Raw genomic sequence first — 21,698 nt, forward strand, 5'->3', positions numbered from 1 at the left:
CTACCGGCCGTCGCGGATGCCACGTGCGCGTTTCTGATGCGTGAAACAGGCATTCCGATATGTGAAAGGTCTTGACCTCCGCCGGTCCCGGTTGAAGACTGCCCTCCGTCGGCACGCTTCAACAGAATGTTGAAGCGACGCATGGGGTTCGGGCCGGCGGGAGGCCGAGGAATGGACCTGATACTGCGCTCGACGCGGGTCGTGACACCGGACGGCGTCCGCGCCGCCCGCGTCGCCGTCACCGGCGGCCGGATCGAGGCGGTCCTGCCGTACGGGGCCGGCCCCGCCGCCGACGTCGTCGAGGACCTGGGGGACGACGTCCTGCTGCCCGGCCTCGTCGACACCCATGTGCATGTGAACGATCCCGGCCGCACGGAGTGGGAGGGCTTCGCGAGCGCCACCCGGGCCGCGGCGGCCGGCGGCGTCACCACGCTCCTCGACATGCCGCTCAACAGCCTCCCGCCCACCACGACCGTGGCGAACCTGCGGGCCAAGCAGGCCGTGGCCCGCGACCGGGCGTACGTCGACGTGGGCTTCTGGGGCGGGGCGCTGCCCGGCAACCTCGCCGACCTGCGGTCCCTGCACGAGGCCGGGGTGTTCGGCTTCAAGGCCTTCCTCTCCCCGTCCGGCGTCGAGGAGTTCCCGCACCTGGCCCCCGCCGACCTCGAGGCCGTGGCCACGGAGATCGCCGGCCTGGGCGGGCTGCTGATCGTGCACGCCGAGGACCCGCGGGAACTGGCGGCGGCGCCCGGCGGCGCCCGCTACGCCGACTTCCTCGCCTCCCGCCCGCGCGCCGCCGAGAACGCGGCCGTCGCCACGCTCGTGGACGTCGCACGCCGGGCCGGTACGCGCATCCACGTGCTGCACCTGTCCTCCTCCGGCACGCTGCCCCTGATCGCCGCCGCCCGGGCCGGCGGCCTGCCCGTCACAGGGGAGACCTGCCCGCATTTCCTCACCCTCACCGCCGAGGACGTGCCCGACGGCGCCACGGAGTTCAAGTGCTGCCCGCCGATCCGCGAGACGGCCGACCAGGACGCCCTGTGGGCGGCGCTGGCCGACGGGACCGTCGGCTGTGTCGTCTCCGACCACTCCCCGTGCACCGCCGACCTCAAGGTCCCCGACTTCGCCACCGCCTGGGGCGGCATCTCCTCCCTCCAGCTCGGCCTGCCCGCCGTCTGGACCGAGGCGAGACGCCGCGGGCACACCCTCCACGACGTGGCCCGCTGGATGTCCGCCGGCCCCGCGGCCCTCGCCGGCCTGTCCCGCAAGGGCGCCATCGCGCCGGGCCGCGACGCCGACTTCGCCGTCCTCGCCCCCGACGAGACCTTCACCGTCGACCCGGCCGCGCTCCACCACCGCAACCCCGTCACCGCCTACGCCGGCCGGACCCTGTACGGAGTCGTCCAGTCCACGTGGCTGCGCGGCCGCCGGATCGCCGACCACGGCACCCCCCTGACCGAGCCCACCGGCCGACTCCTGGAGCGCGCATGAGCCAAGACGCCAGCGGCACCTCCCCGTTCACCGGCGCCGCGAACCCCTACGCGGGCGGCGACCCCTACGCCGACTACCGCACCGCCGACCACCCGTTCACCGCCCTGCCCGACCTCGCGGACCGCCTCCTGGGCGCCTCCGTCATCGCCGCCGGCGACGAGTTCTTCGCCGACCGCGAGAACCTCCTGACCCCCGGCCCCGCCCGCTTCGACCCCGAACTCTTCGGCCACAAAGGCAAGATCATGGACGGCTGGGAGACCCGCCGCCGGCGCGGCGCCTCGGCCGACGCCCCGCACCCGGCGGACGACGACCACGACTGGGCCCTGATACGGCTCGGCGTCCCCGGCATCGTCAGGGGCGTCGTCGTCGACACCGCCCACTTCCGGGGCAACCACCCCCTGGCCGTCAGCCTCGAGGGCACCTCGCTGCCCGGCACCCCCTCGCCCGCGGACCTGCACGCCGACGACGTGCAATGGACCGTCCTCGTGCCGCGCGCCCCCGTCGGCGGCCACGCCGCCAACGGCTTCCGCGTCGACGCCCCGCAGCGCTTCACCCACCTGCGACTCAACCAGTACCCCGACGGCGGCATCGCCCGGCTGCGCGTCCACGGCGAGGCCGTCCCGGACGCCGCCTGGCTCGCCGCCCTGGGCGTCTTCGACCTCGCCGCGCTGGAGAACGGCGGCCACGTCGAGGACTGCTCCGACCGTTTCTACTCCTCCCCGTTCCACAGCATCCACCCCGGCCGGTCCCGCGCGATGGGCGAGGGCTGGGAGACGCGACGGCGGCGCGACGGCGGCCACGACTGGGTGCGCTACCGCCTCACCGGGCAGGCGGTCCTGCGGGCGGTCGAGATCGACACCGGCTGCTACAAGGGCAACGCCCCGGGCTGGGCGGCGCTTTCCGTCCTCGACGCCACCACCGGGGCCGCCCCCTCCGGCACCGCCGGCTGGCGCGAACTGCTGCCCCGCACCCCACTGCTGCCCGACACCGTGCACCGCCTCCCGCTCCCCGGCGCCCCCACGGCCACGCACCTGCGCCTGGACATCCACCCCGACGGCGGCGTCGCCCGGCTGCGCGTGCACGGCTCGCTCACCGACGAGGCCGTCCGTCGCCTGGAGCTCAGGGCCGGCCCTGAGCGGCGGGGGTGAGAGGACGGCTCATGAACAGGGCCGTCTCGCCCTCGGAGGAGGTGCCGGCGTAGAGCGAGGTGTCCAGGCCGCACAGGGCGAACCCCATCCGGCGGTAGGCCCGTACGGCAGGGGCGTTGACGTTGGTGACCTCCAGCCAGGCGGTCCGCGCGCCCAGTTCACGGCCGCGCGCGAGGGCACGGTCCATCAGCGCCGCGCCGATGCCCCGGCCGCGCCGGCCGGGGGAGACCCTGATGTCGGCGATCACCAGGCGGCGGTTCCACTCCTCGTACGCGAAGGAGACCGCGCCGCACAGCTCGCCGTCGGCGTCGGCGACGAGGACCTCCTGGCCCTCGCCGTCCTCGTCCTCGTCGTCGGGATAGACCTTGCGCAGCGCGGGCTCCACCGGCACCGGGTGCAGCGCGAAGCCGTCGTCGGAGGCGGTGACCCGCACGACGGTGTCGGTGGTGAAGGAGTTGTCCAGCTCGTGGGCCGCCGTCAGCTCGTCGGGCCGCGCCGGCCGGTAGGTCACCATACGGTCATCCTAGGGCGTGTCCGATGGGGAGAGCGTCTCCCAGAACATCGACTCGTAGTCCCGCAACAGCCGCCCGTACCGGTGCGCCAGCGGCTCCGACAGCCGGCCGTCCGTCAGCCCGCCGCCCACGGCGGCCAGCGTCCGCTGCGCGCCCTCGGGGTCGGGTGTCGCGAAGAAGTCGAAGAAGCCGCACGCGGCGTCGTCGAAGCCGTAGTGCTCGCGCAGCGCCAGGCCCACGGTGGCGCAGTAGCCGCCCCACGCGGCGAAGTTGGTGCTCAGCGCGACGACGACGTCCACGGGCTCGGCGCACAGCGCCAGCCAGGCCGCGTACGCCGGATAGGCCTGGCACCCGGCCCGCGGCTCATGGGCGCGTACGGCCGCCTCGTCGAGCCCGCAGGCGGCCGCGAGCGGGCCGAGCCGTTCGAGGGCGACGTCCTCGCCGCGCGCGAGGTGGTCGAAGAAGTCGGCGGCGAGCGGCTGTCGTCCCGCGCCGGCCCGCTCGGCCAGGTGCGCGAAGCTGCGCCGGTCGCTCGTGATGACGTGGTGCTGTTCGAGGGCGAACGCCGCGAGGGCCGCGCGGGGTGCGCGGCCCGAGGCGATCTCGGGGACGAGGCGGACGGTGCCGCCGCCCGGTGCGAGCGTGCGGAGCGCGTCGTCGAGGACGTTCCGGGCTGTACGGGCCATGGCGCCAGCGTATCGGCGGGCGCGGCGGCCGTGCCGGCTATTCCCGCGCGCCGCCCAGGTAGAAGAGAAGGAAGAAGAAGGCGACGATGAAGTGGACGGCGACGAGATAGATGAAGACCCGGACCGTCATGCCCATCGGGGCCCGGTCCTCCTCCACGAAGGTCCTCGCCTCGTCGCCGATCGCCTTGTCGCTCATGGCATTTCCCTCCTGGTCGGTGCGGCGCCGAGGCACAGCTCGGAGACGCCGCTCTGCATCAGCGTGTGCATGAACAGCAGGTCCACTCCGCCGGGCGACGCCGCCGCGATGCGGTGCGGGGTGAGGGAGTCGAAGTGGGCGGCGTCACCGGTCTCGAGCAGGTGGGTGCTCTCGCCCAGCGTCAGCCGCAGCCGTCCGCCGGTGACGTAGAGCCACTCCTCGCCCGGGTGCACCCGCACCAGTTCCTCCTGGCCGCCGCCCCGCGGCACGTGCAGCCGCAGGGCCTGCATGGCCCGTCCGGAGCCGCCGGCCCGCCAGTACGTCCAGCCGCCGGCCTCCTGGGCCTCCATGCGGTCGGCCCGTACGATGGGGTCGCGGCCCTCGGGCACCTCGCCCAGCAGGTCGGACACGGTCGTGCCGTACGCCCGCGCCAGCGCGAGCAGCATCGGCAGCGACGGCGTCCGCCGGCCGGTCTCCAGCCGGGACAGGTGGGCGGGCGACAGCCCCGCCAGGGAGGCGGCGGCCTCCAGTGTCAGCCCGCTGCGCCGGCGCAGGGACCGCAACTGCGGGGCGACGACGGGTATCTCTTCCGCGGGGCCCCCGACGGGGGCGGGCCGCTGTTCGGGCGATGGCCTCATGCTTCCGGTATAGACGCGGGCGTGCCTGCGAGGCAAAAAAATTGCCCGCGAGGCAAACTCTTTCTGTGATGAACGTCAGGGAAACATGAGCGGATTGGCATTGACATGACATACGGCCCCCGCGTCATGCTTGTGTCCATGACAACCCCCCTCCGCCCGGCGCGTTTCGCCGCGCTCGTCGCCCTGACCTCGACGCTCCTCCTGGGCACCCCGGCCATCGCCGCCACCCACTCCGCCGCCGCCCCGGTCGCGGCCGCGGCCGTGCAGAGCACCGGCGACATCTGTTACTCGGACCTGCCCTCCCAGGCCCACGACACCATCAGCAAGATCGATGCCGGTGGCCCCTTCCCGTACCCCAAGGACGGGACCGTCTTCACCAACCGCGAGGGCGTCCTGCCCCGGCAGTCGAGCGGCTACTACCACGAGTACACCGTGATCACCCCGGGCTCCCCGGACCGCGGCGCCCGACGGATCGTCGCGGGCAAGAAGGCGCACGAGGACTACTACACCGGCGACCACTACCGGACCTTCGACCTGGTCGACTTCAGCTGCTGACCCCTCCCTGACGACGCCGGGCCCCGCCACCCACGGAGGTGGCGGGGCCTTCGTCGTCCGGGCGTTGTACCTACTGGTATGTACACTCGCATCGCCGCACACGTCACCGACCGCCCGTAGAGGGAGGACGCCCGTGCACGCCATGCAGTACGCCATCACGTTGCCCGCGGACTACGACATGAAGACCATCCGGGAGCGCGTGGCGACCCGCGGCCACGCCCTCGACGACCGCGAGGGCCTGGGCCTGAAGGCCTACCTCCTCCGCGAGCGCGGGATCGACGGCTCCCCGGTCAACGAGTACGCCCCGTTCTATCTGTGGGAGCACGCCGGGGCGATGGGCGAGTTCCTGGTCGGCGGGGGCGGATTCCAGGGCATCGTCGCGGACTTCGGCCGCCCGGCCGTCCGGCACTGGGCCGGCCTCGCGTGCGAGACGGGCCCCGCCCGGTCCGCCGAACCCCGGGCCGCGTCCCGGCTGCTGACGCCCCTGCCGGCCACCGCGGACCCCGCCGCCCTCGTGGCCGAGGCGCTCGCCGGGCTGCGCGCGTCGGCGCGCGCCGACGCGGTGCACACCGCCGCCCTCGCCCTCGACCCCGGCCGCTGGCAGCTGATGCGCTTCGTGCTGTGGGCCGACGCCGCCCCCGCCTCCGAGGACCGCGACGCCGAACGCTACGAAGTCCTGCACCTGTCCACGCCCCACCTCTCCCGCCTCCCGGCCGGGCGGCACTGGTAGCGGGCCCGCCCTCAACCCGGCGGCGGAAAGAAGGACTTGGAGTCGTCCTCAGGTTCGATGCCGCGGAACCGTACGCCCTCGTACGGTGATCCCGTCCGCACACGCATCCGACGACCAGGGGGCAATGCTGTGACATCAGTGACGCACGGAACGGGAGCCACGGACCGGACGGTCGATCTGGCGGCGATGGGCGACGAGTTCACCCGCGATCCCTACCGGGTGTACGCCGAACTGCGCGCGCGGGGCCCCGTGCACCGGGTGCGCATGCCGGAGGGCGTCGAGAGCTGGCTCGTCGTCGGCCACGACGAGATACGGGCCGCCCTCAACGACCCCCGGCTCTCGAAGGACTGGGAGAAGGCATCCGAGGCCCAGGGCCTGCCCGTCGTGGCGGCCGGCCCGCACATGCTGAGCGCCGACCCCCCGCACCACACCCGGCTGCGCAGGCTGGTGGCCAGGGAGTTCACCGCCCGCCGCGTCGAGGCGCTCGCCCCGCGCGTCCAGCAGATCACCGACGGGCTCCTCGAGAACATGCTGCGGGCCCCGGACCGGCGCGCCGACCTCGTCGAGGCCCTGTCCTTCCCACTGCCCATGAGTGTCATCTGCGAACTGCTGGGCGTTCCCGACCTCGACCGCGCGGCGTTCCACCGCTGGTCGGACGTCGCCATCGGCTCCGCCCCGCCGGCGGAGAAGACCCGCAACGCCCAGGAGGTCGCCGGCTACCTCGCCGGCCTGGTCGCCGCCAAGCGGCGGCAGCCGGGCGAGGACCTGCTGAGCGACCTCATCCGCACCACCGACGAGGACGGCGACCGGCTCTCGCCCGAGGAGCTCATCGGCATGGCCTGGCTCCTGCTGGTCGCCGGGCACGAGACCACCGTCAACCTCATCAGCAACGGCGTGCTCGCCCTGCTCCGCCACCCCGACCAGCTCGCGGCGCTGCGCGCCGACTTCGGGCTGCTGGACGACGCCGTCGAGGAGATGCTGCGCTACGACGGCCCCGTGGAGACCTCCACGTACCGCTTCACCCTCGAGCCGCTGGAGATCGCCGGCACCCCCATACCCGGCGGCGGGGAGCTCGTGGTCGTCGCCCTGGCCGACGCCGACCGCGACCCGGCCCGCTTCCCCGACCCCCACCGCTTCGACATCCGCCGCGACGCCCGCGGCCACGTCGCCTTCGGGCACGGCATCCACTACTGCCTGGGCGCGCCGCTGGCCCGCCTCGAGGGCCGCATCGCCGTCCGCTCACTGCTCGAGCGCTGCCCCGACCTCGAGCTGGACTGCCACCCGGACGCGCTCCTGTGGCGCGAGGGCATGCTGATGCGCGGCCCCTACCGGCTGCCCGTCCGCTTCTGACGCCCGGCCCTGCCCCGGCCGCCGGGGCAGGGCCCATGTCCGGACAACCGGACCTCCGGACTTCCCGTCATCAGGTCGTCCGGCTACGCTCCCTTCGTGGCGAAGCAGCGACCCCTTCAGTTCTCCCTCGACCGCGGCAGCCCGGTCCCGCTCTACTTCCAGCTGTCCCAGCAGCTCGAAGCCGCCATCGAACGGGGTGAGCTCGCCCCCGGCAGCCTCCTGGGCAACGAGATCGAGCTCGCCGGACGCCTGGGACTCTCCCGCCCCACCGTCCGCCAGGCGATCCAGTCACTGGTCGACAAGGGCCTGCTGGTGCGCCGCCGCGGCGTCGGCACCCAGGTGGTGCACAGCCAGGTCAAGCGCCCGCTGGAGCTCAGCAGCCTCTACGACGACCTGGAGTCGGCCGGCCAGCAGCCCGCCACCCGCGTCCTGCACCACGCCGTCGAGCCCGCCCCCGCGCCGGTCGCCGCCGCCCTGGGCATCGCCGAGGGCGCCGACGTCCTGCGCCTGGAGCGGCTGCGCCTCGCCCACGGCGAGCCGGTGGCCCACCTGCGCAACCACCTGCCGGTCGGCCTGCTGGACCTCGACGCCGAGACCCTGGGCCGCACCGGCCTCTACCGCCTGCTGCGGCAGGCGGGCATCACCCTGCACAGCGCCCGCCAGACGATCGGGGCCCGTGCCGCCACCGCCGGGGAGGGCGAGCTGCTGGCCGAGCCGGAGGGCGCCCCCCTGCTGACGATGGAGCGGACGACCTTCGACGACACCGGCCGCGCGGTGGAGTTCGGCTCCCACCTCTACCGGGCCTCGCGCTACGCGTTCGACTTCCAGCTCCTGGCCCGGTCCTGAGCCTGTCAGGCCATAAGAATGTTCTGACAAAGTCTTGACGCGATGTGTCCTCCGCCACTACAACTCCACGCACAGGAAGAAGCCCCCCTCGGCACCGCCGACGCCCCGGCCGACAGCGGTGACGGATGGTGACGGATACTTGGGCGGTTGGGTCCGCGGCAGAGGGGCCCGGCCACACCGTGACAGACAGTGAGAAGGGCAAGTCCTCGTGGCAAGGGTTCGGACAGGCGTACGTGCGGTGAGCGCCGTGCTGGCAGCGGTGCTCGGCGCCACACTGGCTGGGTGCAGCAGCACGGGCGGTAAGCGGGCCGAGGAGCGGGCAGCCAAGGCCGCTCAGGGCCGCTCCGCGGTCGACACCCCCCGGTGGACCTTCGCGATGGTCACCCACTCGGGTGATGGCGACACCTTCTGGGACATCGTCCAGAACGGTGCCAAGCAGGCGGCGGTCAAGGACAACATCAAGTTCCTCTACGCACACGACGTCGAGGGGAACAAGCAGGCCCAGAGCGTGCAGGCCATGATCGACCAGAAGGTCGACGGCCTGATCGTCACCCTCGCCAAGCCCGACGCCATGAAGGACGTCGTCGCCAAGGCGCGCAAGGCCGGCATCCCGGTGATCACGGTGAACTCCGGCTCCGACAAGTCCAAGGACTTCGGCGCCCTCACCCACATCGGGCAGGACGAGGTCATCGCCGGCGAGGCCGTCGGCGAGCAGCTCAACCAGCGCGGCAGGAAGAAGGCCGTCTGCGTCCTGCACGAGCAGGGCAACGTCGGCCACGAGCAGCGCTGCGACGGCGTGAAGAAGACCTTCAAGGGCGACGTGCAGAACCTCTACGTCGAGGGCACCAACATGCCCGGCGTGCAGTCGTCCATCGAGGCCAAGCTGCAGTCCGACAAGGACATCGACACCGTCGTCACCCTCGGTGCCCCCTTCGCCGCCACGGCCGTCAAGGCCGCCAAGCAGGCCGGCGGCAAGGCCGAGGTCGACACCTTCGACCTCAACGCCCAGGTCGCCAAGGACCTCCAGGACGGCACCCTCGGCTTCGCCGTCGACCAGGACCCGTACCTCCAGGGCTACGAGGCCGTCGACCTGCTGTGGCTCTACCGCTACAACCGCGACATGCTCGGCGGCGGCCGCCCCGTCCTGACCGGCCCGCAGATCGTCACCAAGGACGACGCGAAGACCCTCGCCGAGTACACGAAGCGGGGCACCCGATGAGTACAGCGGCAACCGCACCGGCCGACGACCGGCTGCTCCACCGGGGCATACTGCGCCGGCTGCTCGGCCGCCCCGAGCTGGGCGCGGTCGTGGGCGCGGCGGCGGTCTTCCTCTTCTTCTCGTTCGCCGCCGACAGCTTCCTGCGCGCGTCCAGCCTCTCGACCGTGCTGTACGCGTCCTCGACGATCGGCATCATGGCCGTACCGGTCGCGCTGCTGATGATCGGCGGCGAGTTCGACCTGTCGGCGGGCGTGATGGTCACGACCTCCGCCCTGGTCTCGTCGATGTTCAGCTACCAGATGACGGCCAACGTCTGGGTCGGCGTGGGGGTCTCCCTGCTGACCACCCTGGCCGTCGGCTTCTTCAACGGCTTCGTGTTCACCCGCACCAAACTGCCCAGCTTCATCATCACGCTGGCCACGTTCCTGATGCTCACGGGGCTCAACCTCGGCTTCACCAAGCTCATCGGCGGCACGGTCTCCACCAAGACCATCGGTGACATGGAGGGCTTCGAGTCGGCCCACGCGGTGTTCGCCTCCCACCTCACCATCGGCGGTGTCGACCTCCAGGTCACCATCCTGTGGTGGCTCGGCCTCGTGGCCCTGGCCACCTGGGTCCTGCTCCGCACCCGCGCGGGCAACTGGATCTTCGCTGTCGGCGGCGGCGCCGACGCGGCCCGAGCGGTCGGCGTCCCCGTCAACAAGACCAAGATCGGCCTCTACATGGCCGTCGCCTTCTGCGCCTGGGTCTCCGGCCAGCACCTGCTGATGTCGTACGACGTCGTGCAGTCCGGCGAGGGCGTCGGCAACGAGCTCCTCTACATCATCGCGGCCGTGATCGGCGGCTGCCTGATGACCGGCGGCTACGGCTCGGCCATCGGCTCCGCGATCGGCGCGTTCATCTTCGGCATGACGAGCAAGGGCATCGTGTACGCGCAGTGGAACCCCGACTGGTTCAAGTTCTTCCTCGGCGCGATGCTGCTCCTGGCGACCCTGCTGAACGCCTGGGTCCGTAAGCGCGCGGAGGCGACCAAGTGAGCCCCCTGGCCAAGCTCACGGACGTGAGCAAGTTCTACGGCAACATCCGCGCGCTGGAGGGCGTCTCCCTGGAGGTGCACGCCGGCGAGATCACGTGTGTCCTCGGCGACAACGGCGCGGGCAAGTCGACCCTGATCAAGATCATCGCGGGCCTGCACCAGCACGACGCGGGAACGTTCGAGATCGAGGGCGAGGAAACGAAGCTCTCCTCCCCCCGCGAGGCCCTGAACCGGGGCATCGCCACGGTCTACCAGGACCTGGCGGTAGTCCCCCTGATGCCGGTCTGGCGGAACTTCTTCCTGGGCTCGGAGCCGACGAAGGGCAAGGGCCCCTTCAAGCGCCTCGACGTACAGAAGATGCGCGAGACGACCCGCGCGGAGCTGCTGCGCATGGGCATCGACCTGCGCGACGTCGACCAGCCCATCGGCACGCTCTCCGGCGGTGAGCGCCAGTGCGTGGCGATCGCCCGAGCGGTGTACTTCGGCGCGAAGGTGCTGGTCCTGGACGAGCCGACCGCGGCGCTCGGCGTCAAGCAGTCCGGCGTCGTCCTGAAGTACGTCGCGGCGGCCCGCGACGCGGGCCTGGGCGTGGTCCTCATCACGCACAACCCGCACCACGCGTATCTGGTCGGTGACCGCTTCGTGCTCCTCAAGCGAGGATCGATGGCGGGCAGCCACAACAAGAACGAGATCGCCCTCGACGAACTGACCCGCCAGATGGCGGGCGGCAGCGAGCTCGACCAGCTCAGCCATGAGCTGGAGCGGGCGCCGGGCCCGGACGTGATCGGCGGCAAGCCGGTCGGCTCCGCCGAGGACTGAGGGGGCACCCGTTCCGCCCAGCGGAACGATTGCCCACAAACTGGCGGGCGATTGCCCACCCGCCCACCCGCGGGCGCGATCCGGCCGGAGGGGCCGGGGTGGGAGGGGCCGGGCCCTGGGAGGGACGTCAGGGTTATTTGCGGCCCAGGTGCGGGGCAACCCATCCCGTAGAGGGTTCCGGGCCGTAAATAATCCAGTCCCGTAAGGGCCCGGCCCCTCCCGCCCCGGCCCCGCCCCCGAGCGCGACTGTGCACCACGCCCCACCGGTGAGGCACAATCGGCCGAGTCCATCCACATCCGCACCACGACCGCAGGGGCAACAACCGCGATGAGCATGTACCGCGAGCGGGTACACCGAGGCACCGCCAAAGCCACCGTGCTCCGCACGGTCGGCACGCGCGAGCGCCGCTCGCACCTCACCGCCCCCCGCGTCCCCACCGTCGGCATCGACATCGGCGGCACCAAGGTCATGGCGGGCGTCGTCGACGCCGACGGCAACATCCTGGAGAAGCTCCGCACGGAGACGCCGGACAAGTCCAAGAGCCCCAAGGTCGTCGAGGACACCATCGTCGAGCTGGTCCTCGACCTCTCCGACCGCCACGACGTCCACGCCGTGGGCATCGGCGCGGCCGGCTGGGTCGACGCCGACCGCAACCGCGTCCTCTTCGCCCCCCACCTGTCCTGGCGCAACGAGCCGCTGCGCGACCGCCTCGCCGGCCGCCTCGCCGTCCCCGTGATGGTGGACAACGACGCCAACACCGCCGCCTGGGCGGAGTGGCGCTTCGGCGCCGGCCGTGGCGAGGACCACCTCGTCATGATCACTCTTGGTACCGGCATCGGCGGCGCGATCCTCGAGGACGGCCAGGTCAAGCGCGGCAAGTTCGGCGTCGCGGGCGAGTTCGGTCACATGCAGGTCGTGCCCGGCGGCCACCGCTGCCCGTGCGGCAACCGCGGCTGCTGGGAGCAGTACAGCTCCGGCAACGCGCTCGTCCGCGAGGCCCGTGAGCTGGCGGCGGCCGAGTCGCCGGTCGCGTACGGGATCATCGACCGCGTCGGTGGCAACATCTCCGAGATCACCGGCCCCCTGATCACGGAGCTGGCCCGGTCCGGCGACGCCATGTGCGTCGAGCTGCTCCAGGACATCGGCCAGTGGCTGGGCGTCGGCATCGCCAACCTGGCCGCGGCCCTCGACCCCTCCTGCTTCGTCATCGGCGGCGGCGTCAGCGCGGCCGACGACCTGCTGATCGGCCCGGCCCGGGAGGCGTTCCGCCGCCACCTCACCGGCCGCGGCTACCGACCCGAGGCCCGTATCGTCAAGGCGCAGCTGGGCCCCGAGGCGGGCATGGTCGGCGCCGCCGACCTGGCCCGCCTGGTCGCCCGTCGCTTCCGCAGGGCCAACCGCCGCCGGGTGGAGCGCTACGAGCGCTACACGCGGGCCGGCCGAGGATGATCGTCATGGACCAGCCCGGACGCCCGGCGGCGCACGAGCCGCCCGAGCACCCCGAGACCGACGCCGGAACCCCCAACGCCCCGGCCCGCCGCCGCTGGCTCAAGCCGCTGATCGTCTTCCTGCTCATCGCCATCCCGGCCGGATACCTCTACATCTCCGCGATGCAGAGCCGCGGCGGCGGCGAGAGCAAGAAGGAGCAGGCCGCCGCCACCGGCCTCGAGGAGGGCTGGCCCACGCGCCTGCAGCGACGCCTGTACGAGGTGTCGGTGCCGCCCTACGCGGAGCACGTGGCCTCCTACGAGACCAACGCGTGGAAGGCGAGCTCGCTGTTCCTGCAGTTCACGACCACGCGTGAGAAGTTCGACAAGTGGCTCGACGACTACGTCGGCTCCGACGCCGAGCTGAAGGACGGCGAGGTCACGATCGACGAGGACGAGGCGGCCGTGGTGGGCTGGAAGTTCGCGGACGGTCACCACTGGGCGGGCACGGTCCGTGAGCAGGAGCGGCCCAAGCCGAACCTCGAGATCACGGCGAACCTGGACAACCCCGACTTCCCCCAGGTCTACGTGGTCTCGACGACCACGCCCTGAGCCCACGGGCCGCCACCCCATCGAACGGACGTCCGGCAGCGGCGGATAGCGTGGCGCGGTGAGCGAGAAGCAGACCCCCACCCTCCAGTACCGGACCGACGGCCCCGAGGAGGGCCCCGTCCTCGTCCTCGGCCCCGCGCTGGGCGCGACCTGGCACATGTGGGACCGCCAGATCCCGGAGTTCACCCGCCACTGGCGCGTGGTGCGCTTCGACCTTCCGGGCCACGGCGGCGCTCCCGCCCAGCCCGCGACGACGGTGGGCGAACTCACCGACCGGCTGCTGGCCACGCTGGACGCCCTGGGCGTGGAACGGTTCGGCTACGCGGGCTGCTGCGTCTCGGGAGCGATGGGCACCGACCTCGCCCTGCGCCACCCCGACCGGCTCGCCTCGCTGGCCGTGGTCGGTTCGGCCGCGCGGTTCGACGGCGCGGAGAGCTTCGGCGGGGGCGCGGAGATCCGCGCGAACGGCCTCGAACCGGTCGCGCGCTCCGCACCCGAGCGCTGGTTCACCCCCGCGTTCGCGAGTGCGCAGCCCGCGATCGTCGACTGGGCCGTCCAGATGGTCCGCACGACCGACATCCCCTCCTACGCCGCCGCCTGCGACGCCCTCGCCGCCTTCGACGTACGGGCCGAGCTGGGCCGGATCGGCGTGCCGGCGCTGGTCGTCGTCGGCGCGGAGGACCCGCTCACGCCGCCGGCGGAGGCCCGGGTGCTGGTGGCGGGGATCCCCGACGCCAGGCTGGCCGTCGTCCCGGCGGCCCGCCATCTCGCCCCGGTGGAGCAGCCGGCGGCGCTCACGGACCTCCTCGTCCGTCACTTCACCACGGCCTGGCAGGCGAAGCCGACCCACCCCACGCCCACGGCGGACGAGCCGGCCACCGACCACCCCACGACCGATGAACAGCCGGCCCCGGCGGCGACCCCGGCCCCGGCCCCGGCAGTGGAGCCGACGGATCAGGCCCCGGCACCCATCCCCGGCTTCGGCCCGCCCGCGGACCTGGACGAGGAGCCCGCCGGGGAGGCCGCCGCCGTTCCGGGGGCCGCGCTGCCCGGCTTCGCCGGGGCCTTCGGCCCGGCCGTGCCGCCCGGCGAGACGGCATCCGGGGCCGCCCCCGCCGCCGTCCCCCACATCGGCTTCGGGCCAGCCCCGGCCGTCGTGACGGACGGCAACCCGTACGCGGCCGAGCTCCCGGCACCGGTGGCACCCACGACCGCCGAAGCCACCCCAGCCCCAGCCCCAGCCCCCGCAACAGTCGACGCCGAAGCCGAAGCGCAGCGCATCCGCACCGAGGTGCTCGGCGACGACGCCGAGCCCGCCGCCCCCGCCACCGGTTTCGAGGCCTTCGCGACCCGCGTCGAGTGGGGCGAGACCTGGGCGCGCCCCGGACTCGACCGGCGCACCCGGTGCCTGGTCACCCTGGCGGCCCTCACGGCCGGCGGTCACCTGGACGAGCTCGCCCGGCACGCCCGCGCCGCCCTGCGCAACGGCGTCACTCCTGAGGAGATCGAGGAGGCGCTCGTGCAGACCGCGCCCTACTGCGGCCTGCCCGCCGCCAGGGCGGCGCTCGCGGTGGCGCGCCGTGCCGTGACGGAGGTGACGGCGACCGGCGCGTGACGCGTTCTCGCCCCGGGCGGGGCGGGGCGCGCCCCCGGCGCGTACGGCCGTAGCAGTATGGGCTCATGAAACTGATCAAGCAGAGTCATGCCTGTGTCCGGCTGGAGAAGGGCGGCCGCACCCTCGTCATCGACCCGGGAGGGTTCAGCGAGGCGGACGCGGCCGTCGGGGCGGACGCGGTGCTCATCACGCACGAGCACCCCGATCACTTCGACGAGGACCGGCTGCGGGCCGCCCTGGAGGCCAACCCGGCCGCCGAACTGTGGACGCTGCGCAGCGTCGCGGAGCGGGTCTCGGCGGCCTTCCCGGGCCGGGTGCACACGGTCGGGGAGGGCGACGCCTTCACCGCGGCCGGCTTCGACGTGCAGGTGCACGGCCAGCTGCACGCCGTGATCCACCCGGACATCCCCCGGATCACCAATGTCGGCTACCTGGTGGACGGTTCGGTCTTCCACCCCGGCGACGCGCTGACGCTGCCGGGGCAGCCGGTGGAGACGCTGATGGTGCCGGTGATGGCCCCGTGGAACAAGGTCGCGGAGGTCATCGACTACATCAGGGAGATCAAGCCCCGCCGGGCCATCGACATCCACGACGCGCTGCTGACCGATCTGGCCCGGCCCGTCTACGACCGGATGCTGGGCCCGGACGGTCCGGGCGTGGGCGGCACCGACCACTCCCGCCTGGCGGCGGGCCAGAGCATCGACCTGTGACACCGGCACTGTCAGAGGTGGCCGTTAGGGTGGCTTCATGCGCATCGCCACCTGGAACGTGAACTCGATCACCGCCCGCCTCCCGAGGCTGCTGGCCTGGCTGGAGAGCAGCGGCACGGACGTGCTGTGCATCCAGGAGACCAAGTGCACCGCCGAGCAGTTCCCGGCCGACCAGCTGCGCGAGCTCGGCTACGAGTCCGCGGTGAACGCCAACGGCCGGTGGAACGGCGTGGCGCTGCTCTCCCGCGTCGGCCTGGAGGACGTGGTCATGGGCCTGCCGGGCGGCCCCGACTACGACGGTGTGCAGGAGCCCCGCGCGATCTCCGCGACGTGCGGGGGCGTGCGCCTGTGGTCGGTGTACGTCCCCAACGGCCGCGAGGTCGGTCACGATCACTACACGTACAAGCTGCACTGGCTGGAGGCGCTGCGCGACGCGGTCTCGGCCGACGCGACGGGGGAGCGGCCGTTCGCCGTCCTGGGCGACTTCAACATCGCCCCGACCGACGAGGACGTCTTCGACCCGGCCGTCTTCGAGGGCGCCACGCACGTCACCCCGGCCGAGCGCGCGGCCCTCGCCGCCCTGCGCGACGCGGGCCTCGCGGACGTCGTCCCGCGTCCCCTGAAGTACGACCGGCCGTACACCTACTGGGACTACCGCCAGCTGTGCTTCCCCAAGAACCGGGGCATGCGCATCGACCTGGTCTACGGCAACGCCCCCTTCGACAAGGCCCGCAAGGACGCGTTCGTGGACCGCGAGGAGCGCAAGGGCAAGGGCGCCTCGGACCACGCCCCGGTCGTCGTGGACCTGGACATCTGAGCCGACCCGAAGACCTGCCCCGGAGATCTGACCCGAACGCCTGAGCCCGGAGGTCCGGTCTGGGGGCGCCCGTTCGCCGGGCGCCCCCAGGTCCATCCGTCCGTCAGACGAGCTTGCGCAGGTCGACGGAGTCGCTGAAGGCCTTCATGCCCGCGTCGTTGGGGTGGAGGTGATCGCCGGCGTCGAAGCGCGGCAGCATGCGTTCCGGGTGCTGGGGGTCACGGATCGCCGCGTCGAAGTCGAACACGGCGTCGTAGATCCCGGCGGTACGGATGTGCCGGTTGATGGCCGTGCGCTGGGCGTCGGCCTCCGGGGTGCAGTCGTAGAAGCCCCCGCAGGGTGCGATGGTGGCCACCGCGACGCGCAGTCCGCGCTCGTGGGCGCGGGCGGCGATCGACCGGAGCGCGGCGACGACGGCGTCGGCCTTGGTGCCGGCGCGGATGTCGTTGACGCCCTCGAAGACGATGACCGTACGGGCCGAGGTCTGCGCGAGGACGTCGCGCTCGAGCCGGTTGCCCGCGCTCACCCCGCTCTTGACGGTGCTGGTGCCGTCGCCGGGGTACCGGTCGCTGACCACGCGGTTGCCGGAGATGCCGTGGTTGAGGACGCCCAGCGCCGGGACGGTGTGCTGGGCGCGCAGCCGCCGGGCCAGCAGGTCGGGCCAGCGGCCGTTGGCCCCGGGGGTGGCCGCCTCGCCGTCGGTGATGGAGTCGCCGAGGGTCACGAGCGAGCCCGGCCCGCCGCCGACGTCGACGCCGGTCAGCAGCGGCCAGCTGTCGAGCTTCTCGGTGAACGCCCCCTGGCCGCGCTCACCGGTGCGGTCGCCGAGACCGTCGGCGCTGAGGTAGGAGACCTGGCTGGTGTAGCTGTGCACGGGCACGGCCCGTACGGTGCCGGGCAGGTGGATGCTCACCAGCAGGTTGGTGTCCGGTGGCACGGTGAAGCGCACCGGGTCGCTGAATCGCTGGGCGCCCGCCGGGATCTCGGCCCCGTCCCGCCCTCCGAAGGTGAGCGGCACGGGACGGCCGACCGCCCCGGCGCCCTTGTCCTGCAGCGCGACCGTGGCGTGCCCGACGCGCACCGGGCGCTGGGCGAAGGTGTTCTCCAGCCGGACGCGGGTGACGGGTCCGCCCGCGCTGCTGTGCACGACGAGGCGCAGCGTCCGGTCCGTCCACGGGCCCACGGCGGCGTACCCGGACGTGGACGCCGCCCAACTGCCGGTCCACTCCTTCGTGGGAGCACGCAGGGCCATGGAGAACACGTGCAGGTCGGTCGTCGCGCCGGGGTCCTTCGGCAGGACCACGGAGCTGATCTCCCGGCCCCGCGCGACGGGAACGGTCACGGTGTAGAGGCGGGTGGTCTCGGTGCGCTGCCCGTCACGGGTGTTGCGGTGGGCGAGGCCGACGGCCTTGGTGGTGAGGGGGCCGCGCCGCCAGTCGGGCGCGGTGAGGGTGTACGTGCCGGACGAGCCGTCGCGGTAGCGGACGGTGCCCTTCCCGCCGACCGTGTTCCCGGCCGCGCCCTTCGTGCTGCCCGCGACCAGGAACGTCAGGGCCTCGCCGCGCCCGGTCAGCCGTACCGACTGACCGACGGCCCGTACGTTGTCGGGGCGGCCGGGCGCCGGGCGGGGCCAGGTCAGGTGGGACGCGTCGATGTCCAGGGCGCGGCCCGGCGTCCAGCCGGCGGCGGCGAGGTCCTGGGCGGAGAAGGAGCCGCCGGAGCCGTCGAAGTCGGCGGCCGCCGGGCGGGCGTCGTCGCTGACCGCCCGATTGTCGAAGAGCCGCTCCAAGGGGAGCGGCTCTTTGGCGGCGGCGGGGTTCGCGGCCAGGGCGGGGGTGTTCGCGAGGGCGACGGCGCACACCGCACCCACCGCCACGGCCCCGGCCAGGGCCGTCGTTCGTCTGTGCCGTCGTGCGCCGACCGTTCCGGGTCTCGATGTCCGGAGCATGCGTGTCATGCCTCCCAGGGTTGCCCGCTGTGAAAGTGGCGGGATGAAGCTAAGGAGACGTGTGGGGAACGTCAAGGAGGCCAATCGGCCACGTCGGGCGCAGCGCGCCTGTGGTGGGGCCATCCGTGCGAGTGAGATCCTGGCCAGTATGAACATTCCCTTCTTGGACAGCTGGCGCAAGCGGCTCGGCCCGACCGGCGGTGGGGCGCTGCCCGGCGCGTCCGAACGGGATCCGGAGGGTCTGGCCGAGCTGTTGTCGGAGTGCGAACTGCTGCGTGCGCACGCGCAGTCGGCCGGTGCCGTGCTCGACGACTCGCCGTCGTCCCTGGAGGCGCTGGACCAGCTGCAGCCGCGCTGGCGGGAGGACCCGGAACTGGTGCCCTGGCTCGGTAACGACGCGGGCCTGTATCTGGGCACGGTGATCGTGCGGACCGTCGCTGACGCGGGGTGGTGGATCCGGCCGGACGGCCAGCCGGTCGTGCGGCTGCGCAACGGCCGTCAGATCGACGTGGTCGAGGCGGGGCAGGCGTGGGCGGCGGACGGCGCGCCGGAGCTGTCCCGGCTCTACGCGGAGATCGCGGAGCGCTGACCCGAGCCGCCGGCGCGCGCCTGCCGGACCGCGCCCCCGGCGCGCGGGCCCCGCGCCCGCGCCCGGGTCAGGCGGCCCCGCCCCTGGGTCAGCTGGTGAACGGGATGGTGTACTCCAGCCGCCAGCGGTCCGCGCGGACCACGATGTCGGAGGTCTCCACGGCCCGGTCGTCGCCGTCGAAGTGGGTGCGTTCGACGACGGTGACGCACTGTCCGGCCGCGCAGCCCAGGGCCTCCGCCTCGGGGGTGGTGGCCGGCCGGGAGCCGACCAGCTCCCGGGCCCGTACGACCCGGATGCCGATGGCGGCCAGCCGGCCGCGCACGCCGCGTCGCGCGTAGGGCCCGCGTTCGGGCAGGGCGACGTCCGTGCCCTCGGTGATGGTCAGCGGCTCCCAGCTGGTGGCGAGCTGCACGGGGTGGCGGTTGGCCAGGTACTCGTACTGGGTGCACAGCACCGGCTCGCCCACGCCGATGCCCAGCCGTTCGGCGATGGGCGCCGGGGCGGTGGTCTCGCTGGAGGAGGCCTCCCAGGTGAGCGCGGTGTCCCGGCCGTCCCGGCCGGCTCCGCTCTCGGCCTCCGGCCGCCCGGCGTACTCCCCGATCTTCGCCGCGAAGGGGGAGTCGACGGCTCCGGTCGACCGCAGCAGGGTGCCCAGCGGCGCCCGGTCGGTGACGAACACGCCCCGGCCGAACTGGCCCTGGGCGTAGCCGGCGGCCTTCAGCACGCGGACCGCGCGGTCCACGGTCTGATCGCTGGCCTCGTACGCGCGTTTGAGCTCGGAGCGGGAGGGGATGCGGTCGCCGACCGCCAGCCCGCCCTCGTCGATCCGCTGCCGCAGGTCGTCCGCGATGCGCAGGTATACGGGCCTGCTGTCGCCCACGCCGGGCTCCCTTCCCCCACTGCTTCCCCCAACCGGCCACCACAGGCTAGGTACCCAGGCTCGGTCTGTGTACCTAGGGCAAATGGCGGCTCTTGTGGTCCTCGATCCGGCTCAATCACCGTTCGTACGCGTGTCAGCGGAGAAGTCCCCTATGGATGCGGATAGTTTGCGGCGACCGCGAGAGGCCGAGAGTGGCAGGGGCTGGTATGGCCGTCGATCCCTTGATCGAGCTGCGTGATGTCAACAAGCACTACGGACAACTGCACGTGCTGCAGGACATCAACCTCACCGTCGGCCGCGGGGAGGTGGTGGTGGTCATCGGCCCGTCCGGCTCCGGCAAGTCCACGCTGTGCCGGGCCATCAACCGCCTGGAGCCGGTGGGGTCCGGCACCATCCTGCTCGACGGACAGCCGCTGCCCGACGAGGGCCGCGAGCTGGCCCGGCTGCGCGCCGAGGTCGGCATGGTCTTCCAGTCGTTCAACCTCTTCGCGCACAAGACCGTGCTCGCCAACGTCTCCCTCGCCCAGGTCAAGGTCCGCAAGCGCGGGAAGGAGGAGGCCGACCGGCGCTCGCGGGAACTGCTCGAGCGCGTCGGGCTGCTCGCCCACGCCGAGAAGTACCCGGCGCAGCTGTCGGGCGGTCAGCAGCAGCGGGTGGCGATCGCCCGGGCGCTGGCGATGGACCCGAAGGTGATGCTCTTCGACGAGCCGACGTCGGCGCTGGACCCGGAGATGATCAACGAGGTGCTGGAGGTCATGCAGCAGCTCGCCCGGGACGGCATGACGATGGTCGTCGTCACCCATGAGATGGGCTTCGCCCGCTCCGCCGCCAACCGTGTGGTCTTCATGGCGGACGGCCGCATCGTCGAGGACCGCACGCCCGAGGGGTTCTTCACCGCGCCCGAGAGCGAGCGGGCCAGGGACTTCCTCTCCAAGATTCTCAAGCACTGAGCGGGGCTGACCGCACCATGAGACGTCTCGCCGCCGCCCTCGCCCTCATCGCCGTCGCCCTGCTCGCCGCCGCCTGCGGGAAGGAGGGCAGCCCCCCGGTCAAGGGCCCCAAGCCCGAGCAACTGCCCGCCTACCAGGTCGCCACCGGCTTCCAACTGCCGGACTCGCCCACCTGGAGCGCCGCCAGGCGCCGCGGCCACCTCGTCGTCGGCGTCAAGGAGGACCAGCCCTACCTGGGCGAGAAGGACCCGGCCACCGGCACCTACTCCGGCTTCGACATCGAGATCGCCAAGATGATGTCGGCCTCCCTCGGCTTCGACCCCAAGACCATCGAATTCCGCACCATCGCCTCGGCCAACCGCGAGACCGCCCTGCAGAACGGCCAGATCGACTACTACGTCGGCACCTACACCATCAACGACCTGCGCAAGAAGCAGGTCGGCTTCGCCGGCCCGTACTACATCGCCGGGCAGTCGCTGCTCGTGCGGGCCGATGAGAAGGACATCGACGGCCCCGAGGACCTGGCCGGAAAACGTGTCTGCTCGGCCGCCGGTTCCACCCCGCTGCAGCGCATCCAGCGCGACTACCCCAAGGCGATCCCGGTGGCCTACGACACGTACTCCATCTGCGTGGACAACCTCATCAGCCTCCAGGTGGACGCCGTCACCACCGACGACACCATCCTCATGGGGTACGCCGCCAAGGCTCCCGACGAGCTGAAGGTGGTGGGCCGGCCCTTCTCCAAGGAGCCGTACGGCATCGGCGTGCCGCGCGGGGACACGGCCCTGCGCCTCGCCCTCGACGACGCCCTCACGGCCCATGAGAAGAACGGCGACTGGAAGAAGGCCTACGACGCCACCCTCGGCCTGTCCGGCGTGCCCGCCCCGCAGCCGCCCCCCGTCGACCGCTACCCGGCGAGCTGA

23 protein-coding genes are annotated in these 21,698 nt (G+C 72.8%); 17 read left to right on the forward strand and 6 right to left on the reverse strand.

The genetic code is table 11. The features are described from left to right. Nucleotides 1-171: 171 nt before the first annotated feature. Together allB and alc are read left to right on the forward strand one after the other, a co-directional pair. A complete protein-coding gene (allB, locus tag AB4K12_RS11625) occupies nucleotides 172-1,491 on the forward strand; it encodes an allantoinase AllB (RefSeq protein ID WP_368434135.1) in 1,320 nt (439 codons plus the stop codon). Next, nucleotides 1,488-2,639 carry an allantoicase gene (gene alc / locus AB4K12_RS11630; protein ID WP_368434136.1) on the forward strand — a complete coding sequence of 384 codons (1,152 nt, stop codon included), beginning with the start codon at nucleotides 1,488-1,490 and terminating at the stop codon, nucleotides 2,637-2,639. The genes allB and alc overlap by 4 nt, the downstream gene beginning before the upstream one ends. Here alc and AB4K12_RS11635 read toward each other — a convergent pair. Genes AB4K12_RS11635 through AB4K12_RS11650 form a run of 4 tightly spaced genes read right to left on the reverse strand, consistent with a single transcriptional unit; the run spans nucleotide 2,611 to nucleotide 4,671 of the window. Next, nucleotides 2,611-3,153 carry an N-acetyltransferase family protein gene (locus AB4K12_RS11635; protein WP_368434137.1) on the reverse strand — a complete coding sequence of 181 codons (543 nt, stop codon included), beginning with the start codon at nucleotides 3,151-3,153 and terminating at the stop codon, nucleotides 2,611-2,613. The two genes, alc and AB4K12_RS11635, sit on opposite strands and share 29 nt — an antisense overlap. 9 nt (nucleotides 3,154-3,162) lie before the next feature. Beyond that, nucleotides 3,163-3,837, reverse strand: a complete 675-nt coding sequence (locus AB4K12_RS11640; protein ID WP_368434138.1) for a transcriptional regulator — start codon at nucleotides 3,835-3,837, stop codon at nucleotides 3,163-3,165. 37 nt (nucleotides 3,838-3,874) lie between these two features. Continuing rightward, nucleotides 3,875-4,033, reverse strand: coding sequence for a DUF6126 family protein (locus tag AB4K12_RS11645; protein ID WP_179199116.1), 159 nt, complete (start codon nucleotides 4,031-4,033; stop codon nucleotides 3,875-3,877). Continuing rightward, nucleotides 4,030-4,671, reverse strand: coding sequence for a helix-turn-helix domain-containing protein (locus AB4K12_RS11650; RefSeq protein WP_368434139.1), 642 nt, complete (start codon nucleotides 4,669-4,671; stop codon nucleotides 4,030-4,032). Before AB4K12_RS11650 ends, AB4K12_RS11645 begins: the two co-directional genes overlap by 4 nt. Before the next feature lie 138 nt (nucleotides 4,672-4,809). On the opposite strand from AB4K12_RS11650, the gene AB4K12_RS11655 reads away from it, so the two are divergent. The 12 genes from AB4K12_RS11655 (at nucleotide 4,810) to AB4K12_RS11710 (ending at nucleotide 16,408) form a co-directional block, all read left to right on the forward strand. Then, nucleotides 4,810-5,226: a ribonuclease domain-containing protein gene (locus tag AB4K12_RS11655; protein WP_368434140.1), complete on the forward strand. Its 417-nt coding sequence runs from the start codon at nucleotides 4,810-4,812 to the stop codon at nucleotides 5,224-5,226. A 133-nt stretch (nucleotides 5,227-5,359) separates the two neighbouring features. Further along, on the forward strand, nucleotides 5,360-5,956 hold the full coding sequence (locus AB4K12_RS11660) for a DUF4865 family protein (RefSeq protein WP_368434141.1): 597 nt from the start codon (nucleotides 5,360-5,362) through the stop codon (nucleotides 5,954-5,956). A 186-nt stretch (nucleotides 5,957-6,142) separates the two neighbouring features. Continuing rightward, a complete protein-coding gene (locus AB4K12_RS11665) occupies nucleotides 6,143-7,306 on the forward strand; it encodes a cytochrome P450 (RefSeq protein WP_368434442.1) in 1,164 nt (387 codons plus the stop codon). 96 nt (nucleotides 7,307-7,402) lie between these two features. Then, nucleotides 7,403-8,152 (forward strand): GntR family transcriptional regulator, encoded by a 750-nt coding sequence (locus AB4K12_RS11670; RefSeq protein WP_368434142.1) that lies wholly within the window; start codon nucleotides 7,403-7,405, stop codon nucleotides 8,150-8,152. 208 nt (nucleotides 8,153-8,360) lie between these two features. Next, entirely contained in the window at nucleotides 8,361-9,371 is a 1,011-nt protein-coding gene (locus tag AB4K12_RS11675) for a sugar ABC transporter substrate-binding protein (protein ID WP_368434143.1), read from the forward strand. After that, the gene (locus AB4K12_RS11680; protein ID WP_368434144.1) at nucleotides 9,368-10,408 is read left to right on the forward strand and encodes an ABC transporter permease; all 1,041 of its coding nucleotides are present in this window, start codon (nucleotides 9,368-9,370) and stop codon (nucleotides 10,406-10,408) included. Before AB4K12_RS11675 ends, AB4K12_RS11680 begins: the two co-directional genes overlap by 4 nt. Then, the gene (locus AB4K12_RS11685) at nucleotides 10,405-11,226 is read left to right on the forward strand and encodes an ATP-binding cassette domain-containing protein (protein WP_368434145.1); all 822 of its coding nucleotides are present in this window, start codon (nucleotides 10,405-10,407) and stop codon (nucleotides 11,224-11,226) included. Before AB4K12_RS11680 ends, AB4K12_RS11685 begins: the two co-directional genes overlap by 4 nt. Before the next feature lie 328 nt (nucleotides 11,227-11,554). Further along, nucleotides 11,555-12,676 (forward strand): ROK family glucokinase, encoded by a 1,122-nt coding sequence (locus AB4K12_RS11690; protein WP_207248445.1) that lies wholly within the window; start codon nucleotides 11,555-11,557, stop codon nucleotides 12,674-12,676. Between the two features lie 5 nt (nucleotides 12,677-12,681). Next, complete coding sequence (locus tag AB4K12_RS11695) at nucleotides 12,682-13,266, forward strand: hypothetical protein (RefSeq protein WP_368434146.1); 585 nt, start codon at nucleotides 12,682-12,684, stop codon at nucleotides 13,264-13,266. A gap of 58 nt (nucleotides 13,267-13,324) precedes the next feature. Continuing rightward, nucleotides 13,325-14,881 carry an alpha/beta fold hydrolase gene (locus AB4K12_RS11700; RefSeq protein WP_368434147.1) on the forward strand — a complete coding sequence of 519 codons (1,557 nt, stop codon included), beginning with the start codon at nucleotides 13,325-13,327 and terminating at the stop codon, nucleotides 14,879-14,881. A gap of 65 nt (nucleotides 14,882-14,946) precedes the next feature. Beyond that, nucleotides 14,947-15,591, forward strand: coding sequence for an MBL fold metallo-hydrolase (locus AB4K12_RS11705; RefSeq protein WP_368434148.1), 645 nt, complete (start codon nucleotides 14,947-14,949; stop codon nucleotides 15,589-15,591). Nucleotides 15,592-15,628: 37 nt separating this feature from the next. Beyond that, nucleotides 15,629-16,408, forward strand: a complete 780-nt coding sequence (locus tag AB4K12_RS11710) for an exodeoxyribonuclease III (RefSeq protein ID WP_368434149.1) — start codon at nucleotides 15,629-15,631, stop codon at nucleotides 16,406-16,408. A gap of 103 nt (nucleotides 16,409-16,511) precedes the next feature. Here the strand turns inward: AB4K12_RS11710 and AB4K12_RS11715 are convergent, their stop codons facing one another. Next, a complete protein-coding gene (locus AB4K12_RS11715) occupies nucleotides 16,512-18,356 on the reverse strand; it encodes an SGNH/GDSL hydrolase family protein (RefSeq protein ID WP_368434443.1) in 1,845 nt (614 codons plus the stop codon). A gap of 148 nt (nucleotides 18,357-18,504) precedes the next feature. On the opposite strand from AB4K12_RS11715, the gene AB4K12_RS11720 reads away from it, so the two are divergent. After that, nucleotides 18,505-18,945, forward strand: a complete 441-nt coding sequence (locus AB4K12_RS11720; protein WP_086569850.1) for a DUF6278 family protein — start codon at nucleotides 18,505-18,507, stop codon at nucleotides 18,943-18,945. Between the two features lie 88 nt (nucleotides 18,946-19,033). Here the strand turns inward: AB4K12_RS11720 and AB4K12_RS11725 are convergent, their stop codons facing one another. Further along, nucleotides 19,034-19,825 carry a GntR family transcriptional regulator gene (locus AB4K12_RS11725; protein WP_368434150.1) on the reverse strand — a complete coding sequence of 264 codons (792 nt, stop codon included), beginning with the start codon at nucleotides 19,823-19,825 and terminating at the stop codon, nucleotides 19,034-19,036. Between the two features lie 206 nt (nucleotides 19,826-20,031). Between AB4K12_RS11725 and AB4K12_RS11730 the strand changes: the two genes are divergently transcribed. Beyond that, entirely contained in the window at nucleotides 20,032-20,775 is a 744-nt protein-coding gene (locus tag AB4K12_RS11730; RefSeq protein WP_368434151.1) for an amino acid ABC transporter ATP-binding protein, read from the forward strand. Nucleotides 20,776-20,792: 17 nt separating this feature from the next. Next, nucleotides 20,793-21,698: a glutamate ABC transporter substrate-binding protein gene (locus AB4K12_RS11735; protein WP_207248441.1), complete on the forward strand. Its 906-nt coding sequence runs from the start codon at nucleotides 20,793-20,795 to the stop codon at nucleotides 21,696-21,698.

The organism is Streptomyces sp. C36 (assembly GCF_040932295.1).
GTDB classification, from domain to species: Bacteria; Actinomycetota; Actinomycetes; order Streptomycetales; family Streptomycetaceae; genus Streptomyces; species Streptomyces triculaminicus.